This window comes from Pseudomonas sp. HT11, assembly GCF_044875395.1.
In the GTDB taxonomy this organism is placed as follows: Bacteria; Pseudomonadota; Gammaproteobacteria; order Pseudomonadales; family Pseudomonadaceae; genus Aquipseudomonas.
In genome coordinates this window covers 3,551,777-3,577,858 of the sequence record NZ_CP173217.1, presented here as the reverse complement: position 1 = coordinate 3,577,858, position 26,082 = coordinate 3,551,777, and the positions used below count along the sequence as shown (strand labels likewise).

The following is a 26,082-nucleotide window of genomic DNA, read 5'->3' as shown; positions in this document are numbered from 1 at the left end:
TGTTCGTCAATGCTAGCCCGGCTTCGTGTGTCTTTGCTGAGATTGATGTAACCCTTGATGACACCGCGCCTCACGCCCTTGATCCCCCGCTAATTTTTCCCCGCCCGGTTCGTTTTATAGGGACGACGTGCCTTTGTGCTTCCTGCCTATTGCTCCGGACTCCAAGAAATGAATGCTGAAGACTCCTTGAAACTTGCTCGCCGGTTTATCGGGTTGCCCCTGGAAAAACGCCAAGTATTCCTGCAGGCCTTGCAGAAAGAGGGCGTGGATTTTTCCCGGTTTCCGATTCCGGCGAGTGTGGAGGCAGAGGATCGCCAGGCGCTCTCGTACGCGCAGCAGCGCATGTGGTTTCTGTGGCAATTGGACCCGGCCAGCGGCGCCTACAACCTGCCCGGCGCGGTGCGGCTCAAGGGCGCGCTCAGCCTGCGTGCGCTGGAGCAAGCCTTCGCCAGTCTGGTGGCGCGGCATGAAACCTTGCGCACAGTCTTCCAACGCCAGGGCGATGAACGCCTGACCCAGGTTTCGGTAGATCCGTCGCTTGTCGTCGAGCATCTGGACTTCAGCGCCATGGCCGCCGTTGAGCAGGAGCAGGCCGTCAACGACGCGGCGACGCGTCAATCGCTGTTGCCGTTCGATTTGGAACACGGCCCTTTGCTGCGCGTGCAGTTGCTCAAGCTCAACGCGCAGGAGCATGTGCTGCTGCTGACCCTGCACCACATCGTCTCCGACGGCTGGTCGATGAACGTGCTGATCGACGAGTTCATCCGCTGCTACGACGCCCATGAGCGCAACGAGGCGCCGCAATTGCCGGCGCTGCCGATCCAGTACAGCGACTACGCCCTGTGGCAGCGCCGCTGGTTGGAAGCAGGGGAGCAGGCACGTCAGCTCGCGTACTGGCAGGCGCGTCTGGGCGACGAGCATCCGGTGCTGGAACTGCCAACCGACCACCCACGCCCGGCGATGCCGAGTTATCAGGGCACTCGCCATCATTTCGCGATTGACCCAAGCCTCGCCGCGCAACTGCGAACCTGCGCGCAAAAGCATAACGTCACGCTGTTCATGCTGTTGCTGGGTGCTTTCAATGTGCTGCTGCACCGTTACACCGGGCAGGCAGACATTCGCGTCGGCGTGCCGATCGCCAACCGCAACCGTACCGAAGTCGAAGGGCTGATCGGCTTTTTCGTCAACACGCAAGTCCTGCGCACCGAACTGACCGGGCAAACCCGCGTTGGCGAATTGCTGCAAGGCATCAAGGAACACGCGCTGGGCGCCCAGGCTCATCAGGAATTGCCCTTTGAGCGCCTGGTGGAGGCCCTCAAGGTCGAGCGCAGCCTGAGCCATACGCCGCTGTTTCAGGTGATGTACAACCACCAGCCGGTGGTGGCCGACATTGCCAGCGTCAGCACCGCTTCAGGCCTTGAGCTTTCGCTGGTGGAATGGCAAGGGCGCACCACCCAATTCGACCTGACCCTCGATACCTATGAGAAGTCCGGCACCCTGCATGCTGCGCTGACTTATGCCAATGACTTGTTCGAGGCGCCTTCCATTGCGCGCATGGCCCGTCACTGGATCAGCCTGTTACAGGCCATGGTGGCCGACGGCGAACAGCGCATTGGTGAATTGCCGATGCTGGCAGCCGATGAGCAGCACGTACTGACCCATGCGTGGAACCAGACTGACGAAGCCTACCCAACCGAGCGCGGTATCCATCAACTGATCGAGGACCAGGTGCAGCGCACGCCGGATTCAACCGCGCTGGTATTCGGCGAAACCGCGTTGACCTACGCCCAACTCAACGCCCGCGCCAACCAACTGGCCCATGCTTTGCGCGAGCAGGGCGTAGGCCCGGACGTGCTGGTGGGGCTGTGCGTCGAGCGCTCCGTCGAAATGGTCGTGGGCCTGCTGGCGATCCTCAAGGCCGGTGGCGCCTACGTGCCGCTGGACCCGGAATATCCTCAGGAACGCCTGGCCTACATGATCGAAGACAGTGGCATCACGCTGCTGCTCAGCCAGCAAAGCCTGCTGGCCATCTTGCCTGTCGAAGGTATTCAGGTGATTGCCCTCGACCAGCCGGCCAGTTGGCTGGCGGGCTACAGCAGTTCCTCGCCCGCCAGCGGCGTTCACGCACTCAACCTGGCCTACGTGATTTACACCTCCGGCTCGACCGGCAAGCCCAAGGGCGCAGGCAACAGCCATCGCGCCTTGGTCAACCGCTTGTGCTGGATGCAGCAAGCCTACGAATTGACGGCCAGTGATGCGGTGCTGCAGAAAACCCCGTTCAGTTTTGACGTGTCCGTGTGGGAATTTTTCTGGCCGCTGATGACCGGCGCGCGCCTGGTGGTCGCGGCCCCCGGCGAACACCGCGAGCCGGCCCGGCTGATCGAAACCATTGGCCGCCACGCCATCACCACGTTGCACTTCGTGCCGTCGATGTTGCAGGCGTTTATCCATGAGCCGGGCGTGCAAGCCTGTGCCAGCCTCAAGCGCATCGTGTGCAGCGGTGAAGCCTTGCCGCTGGATGCGCAACGGCAGGTCTTTGCCAAGCTGCCAGCAGCCGGGTTGTTCAACCTCTACGGCCCGACTGAAGCGGCCATCGACGTGACCCACTGGACCTGCATCGATGAAGGCGCCGACAGCGTGCCCATCGGGCGGCCCATCGCCAACCTCGCCACCTATGTGCTCGACGCTCAACTCAACCCGGTGCCCGCCGGTGTGTCCGGCGAGCTGTACCTGGGCGGTACCGGCCTGGCGCGCAGTTATCATCGGCGCCCGGCGCTGACTGCCGAGCGTTTTGTGCCGAGCCCGTTCGTCAACGGCGAGCGCCTTTATCGCACCGGCGACCGCGTGCGTCAGCGCACTGACGGCGTGATCGAATACCTCGGCCGTCTTGATCACCAGGTTAAATTGCGCGGCTTGCGCATTGAGCTGGGCGAAATCGAGACGCGCCTGCTCCAACACCCTTCGGTGCGCGAGGCGGTGGTGCTGGTGCAGGGTGGCAAGCAGTTGGTCGCCTACCTGGTGCTCGACAGCGAGGAGCCAGCGGACCTCAAGGCCTGGTTGCTCAGCAGCTTGCCGGAATACATGGTGCCGACCCATTTCGTCGTGCTCACCCAGTTGCCGGTCACCGCCAACGGCAAGCTCGATCGCAAAGCCTTGCCACTGCCGGATGCTGCGCCGCAACAGGCATTCATCGCGCCTTCGAGCGACCTGCAAAAAGCCCTTGCGGCGATCTGGAGTGATGTACTGGGCGTTCCACACGTGGGTGTGGACGACAACTTTTTCGAGCTGGGCGGCGATTCGATCATCTCCATCCAGGTGGTCAGCCGTGCCCGTCAGGCAGGCATTCGCCTGAGCCCGCGGGACTTGTTCCAATATCAGAGCGTGCGTAGCCTGGCGCTGGTGGCGAGCTTTGAGCAGGCAGTGGTTATCGATCAGGGGCCGGTCACCGGTGAGGTGATTCTGACCCCGGTGCAACAGGCGTTTTTCAGCCAGGCAATTGCTGCGCGCCACCACTGGAACCAATCACTGTTGCTGACCCCGCGCGAGGCGCTGGAACCTGCGCAGCTGGACGCCGCCCTCGCACAGTTGATCAACCACCACGACGCCCTGCGCCTGAGATTCACCCGGCAGGCCGATGGCTGGCAGCAAGCCCACGCCGCACCGGCGGCTGAATCTGTGCTGTGGCAATCCAGCGTCGGCACCGAGGCTGAATTGGCCGCGTTGTGCGATGAAGCCCAGCGCAGCCTGAACCTGGAACAAGGCCCGATGCTGCGCGCAGCGTTGGTCACCCTGGCTGACGGCGCCCAGGGCCTGCTGCTGGTGGTCCATCACCTGGTGGTCGATGGCGTGTCCTGGCGCGTGCTGCTTGAGGATCTGCAACAGGCTTATCGCCAGGTCGCATTGCCCGCCAAAACCAGCAGCTACCAACAGTGGGCGCAGCAGTTGCAGGCTCACGCGCATACGCTGGATGAGCAACTGCCTTTTTGGCTGGCGCAGTCCAGCGACGCCGAGCTGCCGTGCGACAACCCCCACGGCGGCCTGCAAAACCGCCTGGGCACGAAGCTCGAAACCCGCCTCGATGCCGAGCTGACCCGCCAACTGCTGCAAGACGCGCCAGCGGCTTATCGCACCCAGGTCAACGACCTGCTGCTGACGGCGCTGGCGCGCGTGATCAGCCGCTGGAGCGGCCAGGCCGCCGCACTGATCCAGCTGGAGGGCCATGGTCGCGAAGACCTGTTCGACAGCCTCGATCTGAGCCGCACGGTCGGCTGGTTCACTAGCCTGTTTCCGGTGCGTTTACAGGCCGCAGGCGAACTGTCGGATGCAATCAAGTCGATCAAGGAGCAACTGCGCGCTGTTCCGCAAAAGGGTCTGGGCTACGGCCTGCTGCGCTATCTGGGCCAACCGCAATCGCGTGAAGCCCTGGCCGATTTGGCTGCGCCGCGTATCACCTTCAACTACCTGGGGCAGTTCGACCGCCAGTTCAACGAGGCAGCGCTTTTCGTCCCGGCCAGCGAAGGCAGCGGCCAGGCGCAGGACCCCCAAGCACCGTTGGCCAACTGGTTGACGGTGGAAGGGCAGGTGTATGGCGGTGAGCTGTCGCTGCAATGGGGTTTCAGTCGCGAGATGTTCAACGCTGCGACTATTCAGCGCCTGGCGGATGACTACGCCACGGAACTCAAGGCGTTGATCGAGCATTGCTGTGCAACGCCTGCCGGGCAGGTCACGCCGTCGGACTTCCCGCTGGCGCGTATCACCCAGCAGCAACTGGATGCACTGCCCGTGGCCGGGCCGGACATCGCCGATCTTTACCCGTTGTCGCCGATGCAGCAGGGCATGCTGTTCCACACCCTGTACGCGCCCCAGGGCCAGGCCTATATCAACCAGCTGCGCCTTGACATTGAAGGCCTTGACCTGCTGATTTTCGGCCGCGCCTGGCAAGCGGCACTGGACCGCCACGACATCTTGCGCAGCAGCTTCCACTGGCTGGGCCTGGACAACGCCCATCAGGTAATCAGGCGTCAGGTCGACGTGCAGTTGCAGGTGATCGAAGACGTGAATGCCAATCTCGATGCGCTGGCCGATGCCGAGCGCTCACGCGGCTTTGAACTCAATGCCGCACCGCTGTTTCGCCTGATGCTGGTGCGCAGCACAGGTTCGGCCTGGCACTTCATCTTCACCAGCCACCACATCCTGATGGATGGCTGGAGTAACGCGCAGTTGCTCGGCGAAGTGCTTGCCCATTACGCAGGCCAGGCCGTGCCGGCGCCGCTGGGGCAGTTCCGCGATTACCTGGGCTGGCTGCAACAGCAACCGTCGGGCGAGGGCTACTGGAAAAATGCCCTGGCGCCGTTGCAAGCGCCAACCTTGCTGGCGCAGGCACTGCGTGCGCCGGTCGGCGGCGTGGGCATGGCTGACCATCAAGTGCTGCTGGACAACGACTTTACCCAGGCCCTCAGCGAATTTGCCCGCCAACAAAAAGTCACGCTCAATACTGTGCTGCAAGGCGCCTGGAGCCTGTTGCTGCAACGCTACAGCGGCCAGGCTTGCGTGGTGTTCGGCGCGACCGTCGCCGGGCGTTCAGCGCCGCTGCCGGGGATTGAGCAGCAGTTGGGCTTGTTCATCAACACCTTGCCGTTGATCAGTGCCGCGTCGCCCGCCCAATCGGCCGGCGCCTGGCTCAGCGAGCTGCAAGCCTTGAACCTCAGCTTGCGTGACCATGAACACGTGCCGCTGTACGACATCCAGGCGTGGGCCGGCCAGCAAGGTGCGGCGTTGTTCGACACCTTGCTGGTGTTCGAAAACTTCCCGGTGGCCGACGCATTGAAGCAAGGTGCGCCCGCAGGCCTGACCTTCGGCCGCATGCACAACCATGAGCGCACCAACTACCCGCTGACCCTGGGCGTCGAGCTCGGTGCCGGCCTGCGCCTGGACTTCAGCTATGACCGCGCCCATTTCAGCGAGCAGCAGGTGAAGCGGCTGGGCGCCAACGTGCGTCACCTGTTGACGCAAATGATGGCGGACGCCGGTGTGCCGCTGGGTAACCTGCAACTGCTTGACGCCGCCGCGCAGCACGAGGTACTCGCGCTCAGCCAGTCTGCCGGTGCCGCCCAGCGTCCTCAGCGCGTACATGAGCGCATCGCTGCCCAGGCCCACGCCACACCTGACGCGCTGGCGGTTCAGGCGGGCAGTGAGCGGCTGAGCTACGCCCAGCTCAACGCGCGTGCCAATCGCTTGGCCCATCATTTGTTGGCGCTCGGCGTGGGGCCGGGCCAGCGTGTAGGCCTGGCCAGTCGGCGTGGTCCGCAGCTGATCGTCAGCCTGCTGGCGGTGCTCAAAAGCGGTGCTGCCTATGTGCCGCTGGACCCGAAATACCCGGCCGAACGTTTGGCCTACATGCTGGCAGACAGTCGTTTGAACGTACTGCTCAGCGAAACCGGGTTGCTCGCGGATCTGCCGCTGCCGCAAGGTTTGGTCCGTGTGGATTTCAGTACTTCTGGTGAAGAACTGGACGGCTACCCGGCGACCAATCCGCCCAACGCGGCGGCGGCGGCCGACCTGGCGTATGCGATCTACACCTCCGGTTCCACCGGCCTGCCCAAAGGCGTGGCCATCGATCATGCCGCGCTCGGCCAGTTCTGCGACAGCGCAGAGGCCTACAGCCGGCTCAGTGCGCAAGACCGTGTACTGCAATTTGCGACCTTCAGCTTCGACGGCTTTGTCGAGCAGTGCTACCCGCCGCTGTGCGTGGGCGCTGCCTTGATTATGCGTGGCGACGAGCTGTGGGACGCCGGCCAACTGGCGCGCGAGATCGTCGAACAGGACGTGACCCTGGCCGACTTGCCGGCCGCTTACTGGTATTTGCTGGCCAAGGAGTGCGCCGTCGACCGCCGCACCTTGGGCAACCTGCGCCAGGTGCACGTGGGCGGTGAAGCCATGTCGGTGGAAGGCATCCGTGCCTGGCATGCGGCGGGGCTGGGCGCTGTGCGCCTGGTCAACACCTACGGGCCGACCGAGGCGACGGTGGTGTCCAGCGTGCACGATTGCCAACTGGCGGATGCCAGTGATGCGTTCGGCGTGCCGATTGGCCGCGCCATCGCAGGCCGTTCGTTGTATGTGCTCGACAGTGGTTTCGAACTGCTCGCCACCGACGGCGTCGGCGAACTGTGCATCGGCGCCGAAGCGGGCCTGGCCCAGCGCTATTTCGACCGCCCGGCCTTGACCGCCGAACGCTTCCTGCCGGACCCGTTTTCTGCTGTACCCGGTGCACGCCTCTACCGCAGTGGCGACCTGGCGCGTTACAACGAAGCCGGTGCGTTGGAGTACGTCGGGCGTATCGACCATCAGGTAAAAATTCGTGGCTACCGCATCGAAATGGGCGAAATCGAGGCCGGCCTGCAAGCTTTGCCGCAGGTGCGTGAAGCCGCGGTGATCGCTCAGCCGAGTGCGGTTGGCATGCAACTGGTCGCCTATGTGGTGCCCGCCCATGGTCACACCCTGGACGCTCAGGACCTGGCGGCCACCTTGCGCCAGTCTCTGCCCGATTACATGGTGCCGGGGCATTGGCTGGTACTTGACGCTCTGCCACTGAACAACAACGGCAAGCTTGACCGCCGTGCGCTGCCGGCGCCTGACCTGAACCTGCGTCAACAGGCGTATGTGGCCCCACAAAGCCCGCTGCAAGTGCAATTGGCGGCGATCTGGCAAGCGGTGTTGCAGGTCGAGCAGGTCGGCCTGACGGATCACTTCTTCGAGCTGGGCGGGCATTCATTGTTGGCCACCCAAGTGATTTCCCGCGTGCGTCATGAGTTGAAACTGGAAGTGCCGCTGCGCGCACTGTTTGAGCAGCCGACGCTGCAAGCGTTCGCGTCGGCCTGTTCGGGCTTGCATCAACACAGCGCTCAGCCGCTGGTGGCGCTGGAACGTGGCCAGCCGATGGCGCTGTCTTTCGCCCAGGAACGCCAGTGGTTTTTGTGGCAACTGGACCCCACCAGCGCCGCGTATCACGTACCTACGGCGCTACATTTGCGCGGCCAATTGGACATCACCGCGCTGGAGCGTACGTTCCAGGCGCTGATGCTGCGCCATGAACCGTTGCGCACCACCTTTGCTGACGACGGTGAGCGGACCTGGCAGGTGATTCATCCCGACCTGGCGATAAATGTCGAGCAGGCGAGGGTAGCGGCCCCGGCGATCCAGGCCTGTGTGGAGCAAGAGATCCAGCGCCCGTTCGACTTGCGCAACGGCCCGCTGATGCGCGTCAAACTGCTGGTGATCGCGCCCGATCACCATGTGCTGGTGATCACCCAACACCACATCATCTCTGACGGCTGGTCGATGCACGTGATGGTGGATGAGTTGGTGGCGTTGTATCAGGGCCAAGCTCAGCTGTCGGCGTTGCCGATCCAATATGCCGACTACGCCGTGTGGCAGCGCAACTGGATGGCGGCCGGTGAACAACAGCGCCAACTCGATTACTGGCAACAGCGCCTGGGCGATGAACACCCGGTGCTGGAACTGCCCCTGGACCACTCGCGCCCGGCGGTGCAGAGCTTTCGCGGTGCGCGTCAGCAGGCCCAACTCGAACCTGCGTTGTTGGCTGACCTGAAGGCATTGGCCCAGCGTGAGGACGTGACCCTGTTCATGCTCTTGCTGGCCTCGTTCCAGACCTTGCTGCATCGCTACAGCGGGCAGTCCAGGCTGCGTGTCGGGGTGCCGATCGCCAACCGCAACCGCCTCGAAACCGAGCGGCTGATCGGTTTCTTCGTCAACACCCAAGTCATCCAAGTCGACCTTGACGGGCAGATGGCCTTCGAGCAATTGCTCGGTCAGGTCAAGCAGCGCGCCCTGGAGGCCCAGGCCCATCAGGACCTGCCGTTCGAACAGTTGGTAGAAGCGCTGCAGCCAGCGCGCAGCCTGAGCCACAACCCACTGTTCCAAGTGATGTTCAATCACCAGGACAACCTGCGCTCCGCCCCGGTGCAACTGCCGGGCCTGGCGTTAGAGCCGCTGGACTGGGCCGGCCACACCACGCAATTCGATTTGAGCCTGGAAACCGAAGAGTCTGCCGACGGCCTGTGGGCCTCGCTGACCTACGCCACCGACCTGTTCGAACCCGAGACGCTTGCGCGCCTGGCGCAACATTGGCAAAGCCTGCTGCGCGCTGTGGTGAATGACGCGTCGCAGGCGCTGGATGAACTGCCGATGCTCAGCGAGCAGCAATGGCAACAGACTGTGCACAGCTGGAACGACAGCCACGCCGAGTACCCGCATACGCGTTGCGTGCATCAGTTGTTCGAAGCGCAAGTACTGGCAACACCGGACGCAAGCGCACTGCAATTCAATGGCGACACCCTGAGTTACTGCGAACTCAACCGCCGCGCCAACCGCTTGGCCCATCGCCTGATTGCGGCGGGCGTCGGCCCTGACGTGCTGGTGGCGGTGCATGTCGAGCGCTCGTTGGACATGGTCGTCGGCCTGTTGGCGACCCTCAAGGCCGGCGGCGCCTATGTGCCGCTCGACCCGCAGTTCCCGGCGGATCGGCTGGCGTTCATGCTCGGAGACAGCCAAGCGCAGGTGTTGCTGACCCAGCCACACCTCAATGGTCGCCTGGCGCAACCGCAGGGCCTGCACGTGCTGCTGGTCGATGACGCGTGTGGGGACGAACACAACCCGCAGGTCAATGTCACGCCGGAGCACCTGGCCTACGTGATTTACACCTCTGGTTCCACCGGCAAGCCCAAGGGCGTGATGGTGCGGCATCAGGCACTGTGCAGCTTTACCTGCGGCATGGCGGACACCCTGCAGATCGGCAGTGATGCGCGGATTTTGTCGCTGACCACTTTCTCATTCGACATCTTCGCCCTTGAGCTATACGTGCCACTGACCGTGGGCGCCACGGTGCTGCTGAGCGGCAAGGAACTGGCGCTCGACCCGGAGGCGATTCTCGATCTGGTGCACAACCAGTGCGCCAATGTGCTGCAAGGCACGCCTTCGACCTGGCGGATGCTCCTGGAAAGCCCGCGCGCGTCGCTGCTACAGGGCATCAAATGCCTGTGTGGCGGCGAAGCGCTGCCGGTCGACCTGGCCCAACGACTGCTCGACCTGCAGGGCCCGGTGTGGAACCTTTATGGCCCGACGGAAACCACCATCTGGTCGGCTGCTCACCGCCTTGAGCAGGCGCAGCCTTTTGTTGGTCGCCCGATTGCCAACACGTCGCTGTTCATTCTCAACGCCGGGCTGACGCCATGCCCACAAGGGGCGGCCGGTGAATTGCTGATCGGCGGCGCTGGTCTGGCGCGCGGTTATCACGCGCGCCCGGCGCTGACCGCCGAACGTTTCGTGCCCAACCCGTATGGCGCACCCGGTGAGCGCCTGTACCGCACCGGCGATTTGGCGCGCTATCGCCCGGACGGCGTAGTGGAGTACATCGGCCGCGTAGACCATCAGGTCAAGGTGCGCGGTTTCCGTATCGAGCTGGGTGAAATCGAAGCCTGCCTGCGTGAGAACGCGGCGGTGCGTGAAGCCGTGGTACTGGCCGACAACGACCGTTTGATCGCCTATCTAGTGACCTTTGCTCCCGAACAACAGGCGAGCCTGCGTGAGCAATACAAGGTTGATCTGCGCGCGCGTTTGCCGGACTACATGGTGCCTGCGCACCTGATATTCCTTGAAACCCTGCCGCTGACTCCCAACGGCAAGCTCGACCGCAAGGCACTGCCCAAGGCGGATGCCGAGCTGTTGCTCAAAGCCCATGTGGCGCCCGTCAGCCCGCGCGAACAGCAGGTCGCGGCGATCTGGGCTGATGTGCTGGAGGTGCCGCAGGTGGGCCTCGATGACCACTTTTTCGAACTGGGCGGGCATTCGCTGCTGGCCACGCGCGTGGTGTCGCGAGTACGTCAGGTAGTGGCGTTGGAAGTCGCGCTCAAGACCCTGTTCGAACAGCCTGTGCTCGGTGACTTTGTGCGTGCCTTGGGTGAGGAGGGCGTCACCGCGCCTGCACTGCTCAAGGCCGACCGCGCGCAGCCGTTGCCACTGTCTTACGCCCAGGAGCGCCAGTGGTTCCTTTGGCAGCTCGACCCGCACAGCTCGGCGTACCACATCCCCAGCGCCTTGCGCTTGAAAGGCGCGTTGGACGTGGCCGCGCTGCAACGCAGTTTCGACACCTTGCTGGCGCGCCATGAAAGCCTGCGCACGCATCTGCGCCAAGACGCGAGCGGTGCGGTGCAAGTGATTGAAGACCTGGGCCTGATTGAAATCGAACGTTGCGATACCGATGAAGCCGGGCTCAAGACGCAAGTGGCCGAGGCGGTCGCGCAGCCGTTTGACCTGCTGCGCGGGCCGTTGCTGCGCGTGAAATTGTTGCGCCTGGCCGCGGACGATCATGTGGTGGTGCTGGTGCAGCACCATATCGTCTCCGATGGCTGGTCGATGCAGCTGATGGTCGAGGAGTTGGTGAAACTCTACGCCGCCTTCAGCGACGACCACACGCCGAATCTGCCGGCGTTGCCGATTCAATACGCCGACTACGCCCTGTGGCAGCGCAACTGGATGGAGGCCGGCGAGAAAGCACGCCAGTTGGCGTACTGGCGTGAACAGTTAGGCGGTGAGCAGCCGGTACTGGAGTTGCCGTTTGACTACCAGCGCCCGGCGTTGCCGACCCATCGCGGTGCGCGCTTGGGCTTTGAATTGACACCGCAGCTATTGGCTGGCTTGCGTAGTGTGGCGAAACAGGCCGGGGTCACGTTGCCGATGGTGTTGCTGGCGGCCTATCAGGCCTTGCTGCACCGCTACAGCGGTCAGGAAGATGTGCGCGTCGGCGTGCCGATCGCCAACCGCAACCGCCTTGAAACTGAGGGCCTGATCGGCATCTTCGTCAACACCCAAGTGCTTAAGGCTGACGTCAACGGCCAGATGAGCGTGGCGCAACTGTTGCATCAGGTGCGCCAACGCTCCCTGGAAGCCCAGGCCCATCAGGACCTGCCTTTCGAGCAACTGGTGGAGGCGCTGCAGCCCGAGCGCAGCATGAGCCTGAGCCCGTTGTTCCAAGTGCTGTTCAACCACCGCGTGACCTCGGCGGGCAGCCATTTGCAGCGTTTGCCGAGCCTGCAGGTCGAGGTGTTGAGTTGGGATGAGGGCGTGGCACAGTTCGACCTGGCGTTGGATGTGGAAGAGTCGCGCGAAGCACTGCGTGCATCCCTGAGTTACGCCACTGATCTGTTTGCCCCCGCGACCATCGAACGCATGGCCGGGCATTGGCAGAATCTGTTGCAGGCCATGGTCGATGATCAGCAGCAGGCCATCGGGCAGTTGAACCTGCTGAACCCGGATGAGCAGCAGCACATTCTGCACCTGTGGGATTGCACCGGCTCGGGCTTCTCAGCCGCACGTTTGGTGCACGAACTGATCGCCGACCGCGCGCGGGAAACCCCAGATGCCGTGGCGGTGAAATTCGACTCGCACACCCTGACTTACGGCGAGCTTGATGCACAGGCCAACCGCCTGGCGCATGCGCTGATCGCTCGTGGTGTGGGGCCGGAAGTACGCGTGGCGATCGCCATGCCGCGCAGCGCTGAAATCATGGTGGCGTTCCTCGCCGTGCTCAAAGCCGGTGGTGTGTATGTGCCGCTGGACATTGAGTACCCGCGTGATCGCCTGCTCTACATGATGGACGACAGCCGCGCCCAGTTGCTGTTGACGCACACCAGCGCCTTGCAGCAATTGCCGGTCCCGCAAGGGCTGAACACTCTGGCAATCGACCGCAGCGAGGACTGGGCCAACTTCAGCGACGCCGCCCCTCAGGTGGCACTGGACGGCGACAACCTGGCCTACGTGATCTACACCTCCGGCTCCACCGGTATGCCCAAAGGGGTGGCCGTGTCCCACGGTCCGCTGGTGGCGCACATCATCGCCACTGGCGAGCGTTACGAAACCGGCCCGGCGGATTGCGAACTGCACTTCATGTCGTTCGCTTTCGATGGCTCCCACGAAGGCTGGATGCACCCGCTGATCAACGGCGCCAGCGTGCTGATTCGCGACGACAGCCTGTGGTTGCCGGAGTACACCTACGCCCAAATGCACCGCCACAATGTGACGATGGCGGTGTTCCCACCGGTTTACCTGCAACAACTGGCCGAGCACGCCGAACGCGATGGCAACCCACCGGCAGTGCGAGTCTACTGCTTTGGCGGTGACGCGGTAGCCCAGGCGAGTTACGACCTGGCATGGCGCGCACTGAAACCCACCTACTTGTTCAACGGCTACGGCCCGACCGAAACCGTGGTGACGCCGCTGCTGTGGAAAGCCCGTAAGGGCGACCCGTGCGGCGCGGTGTATGCGCCCATCGGCACGTTGCTGGGCAACCGCAGCGGTTACGTATTGGATGCGCAGTTGAACCTGCAACCCATCGGCGTCGCTGGTGAGTTGTACCTGGGCGGTGAGGGGGTGGCGCGTGGGTACCTCGAGCGCCCGGCACTGACCGCTGAGCGTTTCGTACCGGACCCGTTCGGCAAACCTGGCAGCCGCGTGTACCGCAGCGGCGACTTGACCCGTGGTCGCCCGGACGGCGTGGTGGATTACCTGGGCCGTGTCGACCATCAGGTGAAAATCCGTGGTTTCCGTATCGAATTGGGTGAAATCGAAGCCCGTCTGCGCGAACAGGACAGTGTCGGTGAAACCGTGGTGGCGGCACAGGAAGGCCCGACCGGCAAGCAACTGGTGGCGTATGTCGTACCCACCGATCCGGCCCTGATCGACCAGGCCGAGTTCCGCGACGCCTTGCGTCGGGCCCTCAAGACCCGCCTGCCGGATTACATGGTGCCCACGCACTTCATGTTCCTCGCGCAGATGCCGCTGACCCCCAACGGCAAGCTCGATCGCAAAGGCTTGCCCGCGCCGGATGTGAGCCTGATGCAGCAACGCTACGTGGCCCCGCAAACCGAACTGGAACAGCAGATTGCGGCGATCTGGGCCGAGGTGTTGCGCCTGCCGCAAGTGGGCCTGGACGACAACTTCTTCGAAGTCGGCGGCCATTCTTTGCTGGCGATCCAGATCACATCGCGGGTCCAGTCCGAGCTGGGCCTGGAAGTGCCCCTGGTTGAAGTGTTCCAGACCGAAACGCTGCGCGCCTATGTGCAGGCCGCAGCCACCTTCCGCGCCGGCAGCGCGGAAGATTTTGATGATCTTCGTGACTTTTTGAGCGAACTAGAGGCGATTTGAACCATGCTTTCCAACCCTAATATCGATCTGGTCTCGCGCTTTCTTCGCCTGCCGCTTGAACAACGTCAGCAGTTTTATCAGCGCCTGCAAGCGCGTGGCATGAGCTTCGCGCAACTGCCGATTGCCCCGACCCGCCACGAGGTCCAAGCACTGCCCTTGTCTTACGCTCAGGAACGCCAGTGGTTCCTCTGGCAGTTGGACCCTGACAGCGCCACCTATCACATCCCTGGCGCGCTGCGCCTGCAAGGCCAGTTGGACCTGGTGGCGCTGCAGCACAGTTTCGACCGTTTGCTGGCGCGCCACGAAAGCCTGCGTACCCGCTTGGTACAGGATGGTGAGCAGTTGTTGCAGGCCGTGATGCCTGAGGCTCGCGTTGAAATCGTGCAGCGACGCACGGACGAACAGCACCTGATGGCGCAGGTGGAAGCTGAGGTCGCGCGGCCTTTCGATCTGCTCCAGGCACCGCTGTTGCGCGTGACGCTGCTGCAACTGGCCGACGATGAGCATGTGCTGGTGATGGTGCAGCACCACATCATTTCCGATGGCTGGTCGATGCAGGTCATGGTCGAGGAGCTGGTGCAGCTCTATGCCGCCAGCAGCCAGGGCCGCAGCCTGGAATTGCCCGACCTGCCGATCCAGTACGCTGACTATGCCCTGTGGCAGCGCGGCTGGATGGAAGCGGGTGAGAAAGTCCGTCAATTGGCGTACTGGGAGTCACTGCTGGGCGGCGAGCAACCGGTGCTGGAATTGCCCCTCGATCACCCGCGACCGGCTCAGCAAAGCCATCGCGGTGCCAGTTTGCAGGTGCATCTGTCACCGACGCTGGTCAGTGGTATCAAGCGCCTTGCGCAGCAAGAGGGCGCGACCCCGTTCATGCTGCTGCTGGCTGCGTTCCAGACCTTGCTCTATCGCTACAGCGGACAGTCGGACATCCGTGTCGGCGTGCCGATTGCCAACCGCAACCGGGTCGAGACCGAGCGGCTGATCGGCTTTTTCGTCAACACCCAAGTGCTCAAGGCCGACCTTGACGGGCAGATGAGTTTCGTCGAACTGCTGCAGCAGACCAAGCATCGCTCGCTGCAAGCCCAGGCCCATCAGGACCTGCCGTTCGAACAACTGGTGGTGGCGTTGCAGCCCGAGCGCAGCCTGAGCCACAACCCATTGTTCCAGGTGATGTTCAACCACCAGACCGACGCCCAGGGCGGGCGCGAGGGCCAGCAATTACCGGGGCTGCGCGTCTCGGAACTGGACTGGGACAACCAGACCACGCACTTCGATTTGAGCCTGGACACCCATGAGTCCGCCGAAGGCATCTGGGCGGCGCTGACCTATGCGACCGACCTGTTCGAGGCCGCAACGATCGAGCGTTTGGCGCAGCACTGGCAGAACCTGCTGCACGCAGTGGTGAGCGCACCGCAGAGTCGTCTCAGTGATGTGGTGATGCTCGGCGCCGCCGAACAAACGGTGGTACTCGAGGAGTGGAACGCGCCGGCTACCGGCATCGAACTGCACGCGGTGCATCAACTGTTCGAGGCTCAGGCCCGGCAGCAACCTGAACGCCAGGCCTTGGCGCTGGACGAGCAGGCCATCAGCTATGGCGAGTTGAACCGCCAGGCCAACCGTCTGGCCCACTACCTGATCGCCCAGGGCGTAGGCCCGGAAGTGCTGGTCGGCATCGCCGTGGAGCGCTCGTTTGCCATGGTGGTGAGCCTGCTGGCGGTGCTCAAGGCGGGCGGTGCGTACGTGCCGCTCGACCCGGAATACCCGCGTGAGCGCCTGCTGCACATGCTTGAAGACAGCGGTGTGAGGCTGGTGCTCACGCAATCGTCGCTGCGTCAGCGCCTGCCGCTGCCTGAGCATTTGGCGATCCTGGACATCGACCTAGCGGATGCGCAACTGGCGCAATGTGCCGAGCACAATCCAGGGCTCGACTTCGAACCGCGCAACCTGGCCTACGTCATCTACACCTCAGGCTCTACCGGAAAGCCCAAGGGCGTCGCCATCAGCCATGCCGCCTTGAGTGAGTTCGCGAGCATTGCCGCTGACTATTCGTGCCTGACTGCGGACGACCGAGTTCTGCAGTTCGCGACCTTGAACTTCGACGGCTTCGTCGAGCAGCTGTACCCAGCCCTGACCCTTGGTGCCACCGTGGTGCTGCGTGGCGCGCAACTGTGGGACGGTGCCGAGCTGTACCGGCAGGTTATTGCTCAGGGCATCACCCTGGCCGACTTGCCCACGGCCTACTGGAAACTCTTTTTGCAGGATTGCCTGGTGGCCGGCCCGCGCGCTTACGGCGCACTGCGCCAGGTGCATATCGGCGGCGAAGCCATGCCGCTGGATGGCCCGGCGTTGTGGCGTCGCGCTGGGCTTGGGCATGTGCGCCTGCTCAATACTTATGGGCCGACCGAGGCGACCGTGGTGTCCAGCGTGCTGGACTGCAGCGCCGACACCACTATGATCGGCGCCAGCAACAGCCCTATCGGCCGCGCGCTGGCGGGGCGTGGGTTGTATGTGCTCGACCGTGATTTGAACCTGCTGCCGGTCGGTGCCGTGGGTGAGCTGTATATCGCCAGTGAAAGCGGCCTGGCGCGTGCCTATCTGCAACGCCCTGCGCTGACGGCGGAACGGTTTGTCGCCGACCCTTTCAGTCATTCGGGTGCGCGCCTGTATCGCACTGGTGACCTGGCTCGCTGTCGCGCTGATGGCGTGATCGAGTACGTCGGGCGGGTCGATCATCAGGTCAAGATCCGTGGTTTCCGCATTGAGCTGGGTGAAATCGAAGCATTGCTGCTGGCCCAGGCCGGTGTGCGCGAAACGCTGTTGCTGGCTGCTGACAACCAACTGCTGGCCTACGTGGTGCCCACGCAAGCGCTGCCCGAGCACGAGCAGCTTGGGGCGGGTGAACAGCTCAAGGCCACGCTGCGCGAGCAATTGCCGGATTACATGGTGCCTGCGCACCTGATCTTCCTCCCACGCATGCCGTTGAACCCCAATGGCAAGCTGGACCGTCAGGCCCTGCCAAAACCCGATGCCGCCGCGGTGCAAGCCGATTGGCAAGCGCCAGTCACCGCCCTGCAACAGCAGGTTGCGGCGATCTGGACCGATATCCTCGGCACTGAGCGTGTAGGCCTGACCCAGCACTTTTTCGAGCTGGGTGGGCATTCGTTGCTGGCGATGCAGGTGGTCTCGCGTATTCGTCATGCGCTGAACCTGGAAGTGCCGCTCAAGGCACTGTTCGAGCAGCCGCGCCTGGATGGATTTGTCGCCGCCATTGAAGCCCATTCCCCGACTGCACCGAAGGCGCCGGCACTGCTGCCGGTAGGGCGTGACCAACCGCTGCCGTTGTCGTATGCCCAGGAGCGCCAATGGTTCCTCTGGCAACTGGAGCCGCAAAGCGCCGCGTATCACGTGCCCAGCGCTCTGCGCTTGAAAGGGCAGTTGGATACGGTGGCGCTGCAGCGCAGTTTCGACACGTTGCTGGCCCGGCATGAAAGCCTGCGCACGCATGTGCGCCAGACCCACGACGGCGCGGTGCAGGTGATCGACCCGTTGGCGTCGGTGCAGATCGTGTGGGGCGATGTCGAGGAGGCCCAGCTCAAGGTACGAGTAGAAGCTGAAATCGCCAAGCCGTTCGACCTGCAACAGGGGCCGTTGCTGCGCGTGACGCTGCTGCGTCTGGCGGCTGACGAGCATGTGTTGGTGCTGGTTCAGCATCACATCGTGTCCGATGGTTGGTCGATGCAGCTGGTGGTGGAGGAACTGGTACAGCTTTACGCCGCGTACAGCCAAGGGCAGGGCGTGCAATTGCCGGCGTTGCCGATTCAGTACGCTGACTACGCTGTGTGGCAACGCAACTGGATGGGCGCGGGTGAGAAAGCGCGCCAACTGGCCTATTGGCGCGAGGTGCTGGGCGGTGAGCAGAGCGTGTTGGAGCTGCCCTTCGACCACCCACGCCCTGCGGTGCAGAGCCACCGTGGCGCACGCCTGCCTATCGAGCTGGCGCCGACACTGGCCCATGACCTCAAAGCCTTGGCCCGGCAGCAAGGTGTGACACTGTTCATGCTGTTGCTGGCGTCGTTCCAGATCTTGCTGCACCGCTACAGCGGTCAGGAAGAAATCCGCGTCGGCGTGCCGATTGCCAACCGCAATCGCAGGGAAACCGAGCGCCTGATCGGCTTCTTCGTCAACACGCAAGTGCTCAAGGCCGACCTGCATGGCCAGATGAGTGTCGAGCAGTTATTGCAACACACGCGCCAGCGCGCGCTGGATGCCCAGGCGCATCAGGACCTGCCGTTCGAGCAACTGGTCGAAGCCTTGCAGCCGGAGCGCAGCCTGAGCCACAACCCGTTGTTCCAGGTGATGTTCAACCACCAGACCGATGTCGGCCAGGCCCAGGTTCAGCACCAACTGCCGCAGTTGCGGGTAGAGGGGCTGGACTGGGAGAGCAAGACCGCGCACTTCGATCTGGACCTGGATATCCAGGAATCCAACGAGGGTATCTGGGCCACGCTGGGGTATGCCCAGGATTTGTTTGAGGCCGGCACCGTGCAACGTATGGCTCGCCATTGGCAGAACCTGTTGCAGGGCATGGTCGCCAACCCGCAGCAAAGCCTCAGCCAATTGCCGCTGTTGGACAGTGCCGAGCAGCAACAGATTCTGCACCTGTGGAACTGCACCGATTCGGGCTTCTCGGACAAACGCCTGGTGCACGAATTGGTCGCCGACCGTGCGCGGGAAAACCCGAATGCCGTGGCAGTGAAATTCGATTCGCAAACCCTGACGTATGGTGAACTCGATGGCCAGGCCAACCGCCTGGCGCATGCGCTGATCGCCCGAGGTGTGGGGCCGGAAGTACGCGTGGCCATCGCCATGCCGCGCAGTGCCGAGATCATGGTGGCGTTTCTGGCGGTGATGAAATCCGGTGGCGTCTACGTACCGTTGGACGTGGAATACCCACGCGATCGCCTGCTGTACATGATGCAAGACAGCCGTGCCAAATTGTTGCTGACCCACTCGGCTGTGCAGCAGCGGCTGCCGATCCCCGAAGGCCTGGAAGCGCTTGCGGTTGATCAGGTCCAAGCCTGGGCCGAGGCTGACGACAGCGCCCCTCAGGTAGCACTGGACGGCGACAACCTGGCCTACGTGATCTACACCTCCGGCTCCACCGGTATGCCCAAAGGGGTGGCCGTGTCCCACGGTCCGCTGGTGGCGCACATCATCGCCACTGGCGAGCGTTACGAAACCGGCCCGGCGGATTGCGAACTGCACTTCATGTCGTTCGCTTTCGATGGCTCCCACGAAGGCTGGATGCACCCGCTGATCAACGGCGCCAGCGTGCTGATCCGCGACGACAGCCTGTGGCTGCCGGAGTACACCTACGCCCAAATGCACCGCCACAATGTGACGATGGCGGTGTTCCCACCGGTTTACCTGCAACAACTGGCCGAGCACGCCGAACGCGATGGCAACCCACCGGCAGTGCGCGTCTACTGCTTTGGCGGGGACGCGGTAGCCCAGGCGAGTTACGACCTGGCATGGCGCGCACTGAAACCCACCTACTTGTTCAACGGCTACGGCCCGACCGAAACCGTGGTGACGCCGCTGCTGTGGAAAGCCCGTAGGGGCGACCCGTGCGGCGCGGTGTATGCGCCCATCGGCACGTTGCTGGGCAACCGCAGTGGTTACGTATTGGACGCTCAGCTCAACCTGCAACCCATCGGCGTCGCCGGCGAGTTGTACCTAGGCGGCGAGGGCGTGGCCCGGGGTTATCTGGAGCGCCCGGCACTGACCGCCGAACGCTTCGTGCCGGACCCATTCGGCAAACCCGGCAGCCGCGTGTACCGCAGCGGCGACTTGACCCGTGGCCGCCCGGACGGTGTGGTGGATTATCTGGGGCGTGTCGACCACCAGGTGAAAATCCGGGGTTTCCGTATCGAACTGGGTGAAATCGAAGCGCGCCTGCGCGAGCAGGACAGCGTCGGTGAAACCGTGGTGGTGGCCCAGGAAGGCCCGACCGGCAAGCAGTTGGTCGCCTACGTGGTGCCTTTGGACCCGGCATTGATCGACGATGCGGTGGCGCAATCGAACGGCCGCGAAGCGCTGCGCCGTGCCTTGAAAACCCGTCTGCCGGATTACATGGTGCCCACGCATCTGATGTTTTTGCCACGCATGCCGCTGACGCCCAACGGCAAGCTGGACCGCAAAGGCTTGCCGCTGCCCGACGTGAGCCAGATGCAGCAGGTCTACGTAGCGCCACAGAGTGAACTGGAGCAGAAAATTGCCGCGATCTGGTCCGACGTGCTGCGCCTGCCGCGTGTGGGCTTGCATGACAATTTCTTCGAACTGGGCGGCGACTCGATCATTTCGATCCAGGTGGTCAGCCGCGCCCGCCAAGCGGGTGTGCGCTTCACGCCCAAGGACCTGTTCCAGCACCAGACGGTGCAGAGCCTGGCAGCCGTAGCCCGCGAAGGTGAGGGCGCAGTGGTGCTGGATCAGTCGGCGCTGACCGGCGAGTTGCTGCTACTGCCGATCCAGCACGCGTTTTTTGCCGATGACATCCCGCAGCGCGAGCACTGGAACCAGTCGGTGGTGCTGCAGCCGCACCAACGGTTGGAGGTGCCTGTGCTGTTGGCGGCACTTGAGGCGTTGATCGTGCATCACGACGCCCTGCGCACTATGTTTGTCCAAGGTGCAGACGGCTGGCGTGCGGTGTATCGAACTGCGCAGCAGCATCAGGCCGAACAGGTGTTGTGGCAGACCACGCTGAACACCGCTGAAGAGCTTGAGGCCCTGGGCGAAGAAGCCCAGCGCAGCCTCGACCTGAGCCAAGGCCCGCTGCTGCGTGCGGTGTTGGTGGGCATGGCCGACGGCTCGCAACGCTTATTGTTGGTGATCCATCACTTGGTGGTGGACGGTGTGTCCTGGCGCATCCTGTTGGAAGATCTGCAAACCGCCTACCACCAACTGGTCGAAGGCGTCAGCGTGGTGCTGCCGGCCAAGACCAGTTCCACCCGCGCCTGGGCCGAGCGTTTGCAAGCGTACGCCGTTACTGCGGCGCTGGCCGAGGAGTTGTCGTGGTGGCAGTCGCAGCTGCAGGGCAGCCGCGCCGGTTTGCCGGGCGCCGACCCGCAGGCCAGTGTCAGTAACCGGCATGCCCTGAGCGTGACGACGCATTTGGATCAAGGGTTTACCCGGCGCTTGTTGCAAGACGCTCCAAGTGCCTACCGGACCCAGATCAATGACGTGCTGCTGACCGCTTTGGCGCGCGTTATCGTGCGCTGGACCGGTGACGCGTCGATGCTGATCCGCCTGGAAGGCCACGGCCGTGAGGACCTGTTCGACGAGATCGACCTGACTCGCACCGTCGGGTGGTTTACCAGCCTTTATCCATTGCAATTGGCACCAACCGACTCCCTGGCGGGTTCGCTCAAACAGATCAAGGAACAGCTGCGCGCGGTACCGGACAAAGGCCTGGGCTTTGGCGCCTTGCGTTACCTGGGCAGTGCCGAGGCGCAACAGGCATTGGCGGGTTTGCCGCGCCCGCGCATCACGTTCAATTACTTGGGACAGTTCGACACCAGCTTCGAGAGCGGCGAACAGGAGGGCTTGTTCGCGCCTTCCGGTGACGCCAGTGGCGCCGAACAAAGCCTCGATGCGCCGCTGGGCAACTGGCTGGAAATCAATGGCCAGGTGTACGGCGGCGAGCTGAAGCTGAACTGGAGTTTCAGCCAGGCCATGTTCGCCCAAGCAACCGTGCAACAGCTGGCTGATGAGTACGCGTTGGAACTTAAAGCCTTGATCGAACACTGCTGTGCTGCGGCCAATCAGGGCGTGACGCCGTCGGACTTCCCGCTGGCGCGCCTGTCGCAAGTTCAACTGGATGCGTTGCCGCTTGCCGTTTCTGAGGTTGAAGACCTGTACCCCTTGTCGCCGATGCAGCAAGGTATGTTGTTCCAGTCGCTGTATGGCGAAGGGTCGGGCGATTACATCAACCAGATGCGCATCGATGTGGACGGTTTGGATGTACCGCGCTTCCGCCAGGCCTGGCAGGCGGCGGTTGACCGGCATGAAATCCTGCGCAGCGGCTTCCTCTGGCAGACCGATGTGGAGCAACCGTTGCAGGTGGTCTACAAGCAGCGACGAATGCCGCTTGAGGCGCTTGATTGGCAGGACCGCGCCGATTGCCCTACGGCACTCGATAGCCTGGCCGAATCGGCACGCGTCCAAGGTTTTGTATTGGAGCAGGCGCCGCTGTTGAGCCTGTCGGTGATACGCACGGGTGCGTCGAGTTATCACTTGATCTACACCAATCACCACATCCTGATGGATGGCTGGAGTGGTTCGCAGCTGTTTGGTGAGGTGTTGCAACATTATGCCGGCGAGGCGCTGTCTGCACCGACCGGGCGTTACCGCGACTACATCGCCTGGTTGCAGGCGCAGGACAACGCCGTCAGCGAAGCCTTCTGGAAGGCTCAACTGGTCAATCTGCAGGCGCCTACGCGTCTGGCACCTGGCCTGTCGAGCGATGAGCCTGCTGCATTGGCGGCCAATGGTGAGCATCGCCTGAGCTTTGACGCCGCTCACACTGAACGCCTCAAAGCGTTCGCGCAAGGCAACAAGGTTACCCTCAACACCTTGGTGCAAGCTGCCTGGTTATTGCTGCTGCAACATCACACCGGGCAGGCTACCGTGGCCTTCGGCGCCACCGTGGCAGGTCGCCCGGCCGAGCTGCGCGGTATCGAGCAGCAAGTCGGTTTGTTTATCAACACGCTGCCTGTGGTGGCCACGCCTGAGGCGCAGCTGTCGGTCAGCCAGTGGCTGCAACAGATCCAGGCGCAGAACGTGCGCTTGCGCGAGCAAGAACACACGCCGCTGTTCGAGATCCAGCGTTGGGCCGGGTTGGGTGGCGAGGCGCTGTTCGACAGCATCCTGGTGTTCGAGAACTACCCGGTGTCCGAGGCGTTGGAGCAAGGCGCGCCGTCGGGTCTGCGCTTTGGTGCGGTGCACAGCCTGGAGCAGACGCACTACCCGTTGACCGTGCTGTTGGGCATGGGCGACAGCCTCGGGCTTGAGTTCAACTATGACCGTCAGGCCTTCAGCGCCGCACATATCCAGCGCTTGGCCGAGCACTTCCAGCAGTTATTGAATGCCTTGATTGTCGATGCCGACCAGCGCCTGGCCGCACTGCCGTCCGTGACCCAGGCCGAGCGTGAGACGTTGCTGGCCTGGAACGCCACGGCTCAGACTTACCCGCTGCATCAGGGCGTGCATCAGTTGATTGAGGCCCAGGTGCTACGTACGCCGCACAGTCCGGCCCTGGCCTTTGCCGGGCAGCAGTTGAGCTACGCCGAACTTAACCGTCGGGCCAACCGCCTGGCGCATCGTTTGGTGGCGGCGGGTGTCGGGCCGGACGTGCTGGTGGGGCTGGCGGTGGAGCGCTCCATCGAGCTGGTTGTCGGCCTGTTGGCCGTGCTCAAGGCCGGCGGCGCCTATGTGCCGCTGGACCCGGAATACCCGCGTGACCGACTCAGCTATATGCTGCAAGACAGTGGCGTGAATCTGCTGCTGACCCAGGCACATTTTTTGGCGCAACTGCCGCTCCCGACAGGCGTGCAAAGCCTGGTGCTGGAGACCGGCGAAGCATGGCTTGAAGGTTACAGCGAGCACAATCCTGATGTCGCAGTGGATGGCGAGAACCTCGCGTATGTGATCTACACCTCGGGCTCGACCGGGCAGCCCAAGGGCGCCGGCAATCGGCATTCGGCATTGACCAATCGACTTTGCTGGATGCAGCAGGCATACAGCCTGGATGGCGGCGATACAGTGCTGCAGAAAACCCCGTTCAGTTTTGACGTGTCGGTGTGGGAGTTCTTTTGGCCACTGATGACCGGCGCGCGCCTGGTGGTGGCAGCGCCGGGGGATCATCGCGATCCGGCCCGGTTGGTCAGCTTGATCAACGCCGAGCAGGTCACCACGCTTCACTTTGTGCCATCCATGCTGCAAGCCTTCTTGCAGGACGCGGCGGTCGGCTCTTGCCATAGCCTGCAACGCATTGTGTGCAGCGGCGAAGCATTGCCGGTGGACGCGCAGCAACAGGTTTTTGCCAAGCTGCCCGCTGCCCGGTTGTACAACCTGTACGGGCCGACGGAAGCCGCGATTGATGTGACCCACTGGACCTGTGTCGAGGAAGGCAGTGATGCCGTGCCGATTGGCCAGCCCATCGCCAACCTGGGCTGCTACGTGCTGGACAGCAACCTGGAGCCGGCGCCGGTGGGCGTGTTGGGCGAGTTGTACCTGGGCGGTATTGGCCTGGCGCGGGGTTATCACCGTCGGCCGGCGTTGACCGCTGAGCGTTTTGTGACTGACCCCTTCGGCAGTGGAGAGCGGCTGTACCGCACTGGCGACCTGGCGCGCTATCGAGACGACGGTGTGATCGAGTACGCGGGCCGCATCGACCATCAGGTCAAACTGCGCGGGCTGCGCATCGAGTTGGGTGAAATCGAGGCGCGTCTGCTGGAGCATGAGTGCGTGCGTGAAGCGGCCGTGCTGGCCGTGGACGGCACGCATTTGGTGGGTTACCTGGTATTGCAGGCGCCGAGTGAGGATTGGAAATCCGTGGTCGGCACGCACTTGGCTGCGCACTTGCCGGATTATATGGTGCCCGCGCAGTGGGTCGTGCTTGAGCAGATGCCGCTGAGCCCGAATGGCAAACTGGATCGCAAGGCGCTGCCCAAGCCTGAAGCCAGCGGCGCAGACCAACACCAGGCGCCGCACAGCGAGATTGAGCGACAGGTTGCAGCGATCTGGAGTGAGGTGCTGGGTGTTGAGCGGGTGGGGTTAAACGACAACTTCTTCGAGTTGGGCGGCCACTCCTTGCGCGTGCTGTTGCTCAAGGAGCGCATCCGGCAGGTTAGCGGGGTCAACCTGTCTGTCAGCCAATTGATGCTCAACCCAACCGTGCGCGGGCAGGTTAATTGCCTGCAGGGCGATGCGCGCAGCGAGTTGATCGTCAAGCTCAACAGCCAGACCCAAGGTACGCCGCTGTTCATGTTCCACCCAAGCTTTGGTTCGGTGCATTGCTACACCGCGATCGCCCTGGCGCTGCGCGAGCAACGCCCGGTGTACGGGGTGATCTGTCGTGCGCTGGTGGAAGAGGGCGCGTCGGTGCCTGAATGGCAGGCGATGGTTGACGATTACGCCGCGCAATTATTGGCGGCTCAGCCACAGGGTGCCTATCGCTTGGCCGGTTGGTCGCTGGGCGGCAACCTGGCGATGGAAGTCGCCTATGCGCTGGAGCAAGCAGGGCGTGAGGTGGAGTTTGTCGGCTGGATCGATTCGGCGCCGCCGCAGTGGCTCAAGCCGTATTGGGACGCGGTGATCGTGGAGGAGGGGCGCGAGGCATCCGCCAATGAGCGCCGTGCGGCGTTGCTTGGGGCAATGTTCCCGGCGTTTTCCGAGCAGATTGAAGGTGCGTGGCAGGAGTGCCAGCGTCAGGCAGCGGATGAAGACGGGCAATGGCACGCGTTCGTGGCCTGGGCAGAGCAGCATTTGGGTGAAGGTTTTACCCGCATCAAGGAAGAGTTGCTGCGTGGCAACGAGGCGCAGATTTCCTGGGAGGTTGACCGTGCGTTGAGCGAACGCTTGGAAGCGGCGGACTTCAAGCCGATCCAGGCGTCGGTCAGTTGCTGGTGGGCCTCATTGAGCCGCGCGGGGCAGTTCAAGGACCTGATCGAACAGAACATGGCGAAGGTGATTGGGCAGGGGCGCATCGAGCGTTCGGTGATGATCGACACCGATCATGACGGCATTATCGACAGCGCCGCGTTCATCAACAGCCTGGTGGCCGCCATGGAGTAAGGAGGGCGA

The 26,082-nt window shown here is 63.3% G+C and carries 2 protein-coding genes; both read left to right on the top strand.

Features of this window, described 5'->3' with window-relative positions:
* Window positions 1–168: 168 nt before the first annotated feature.
* Window positions 169–14,217: a non-ribosomal peptide synthase/polyketide synthase gene (locus tag ABWL43_RS16375; protein ID WP_404483121.1), complete on the top strand. Its 14,049-nt coding sequence runs from the start codon at window positions 169–171 to the stop codon at window positions 14,215–14,217.
* Between the two features lie 3 nt (window positions 14,218–14,220).
* The gene (locus ABWL43_RS16370; protein ID WP_404483120.1) at window positions 14,221–26,073 is read left to right on the top strand and encodes a non-ribosomal peptide synthase/polyketide synthase; all 11,853 of its coding nucleotides are present in this window, start codon (window positions 14,221–14,223) and stop codon (window positions 26,071–26,073) included.
* Window positions 26,074–26,082 lie beyond the last annotated feature (9 nt).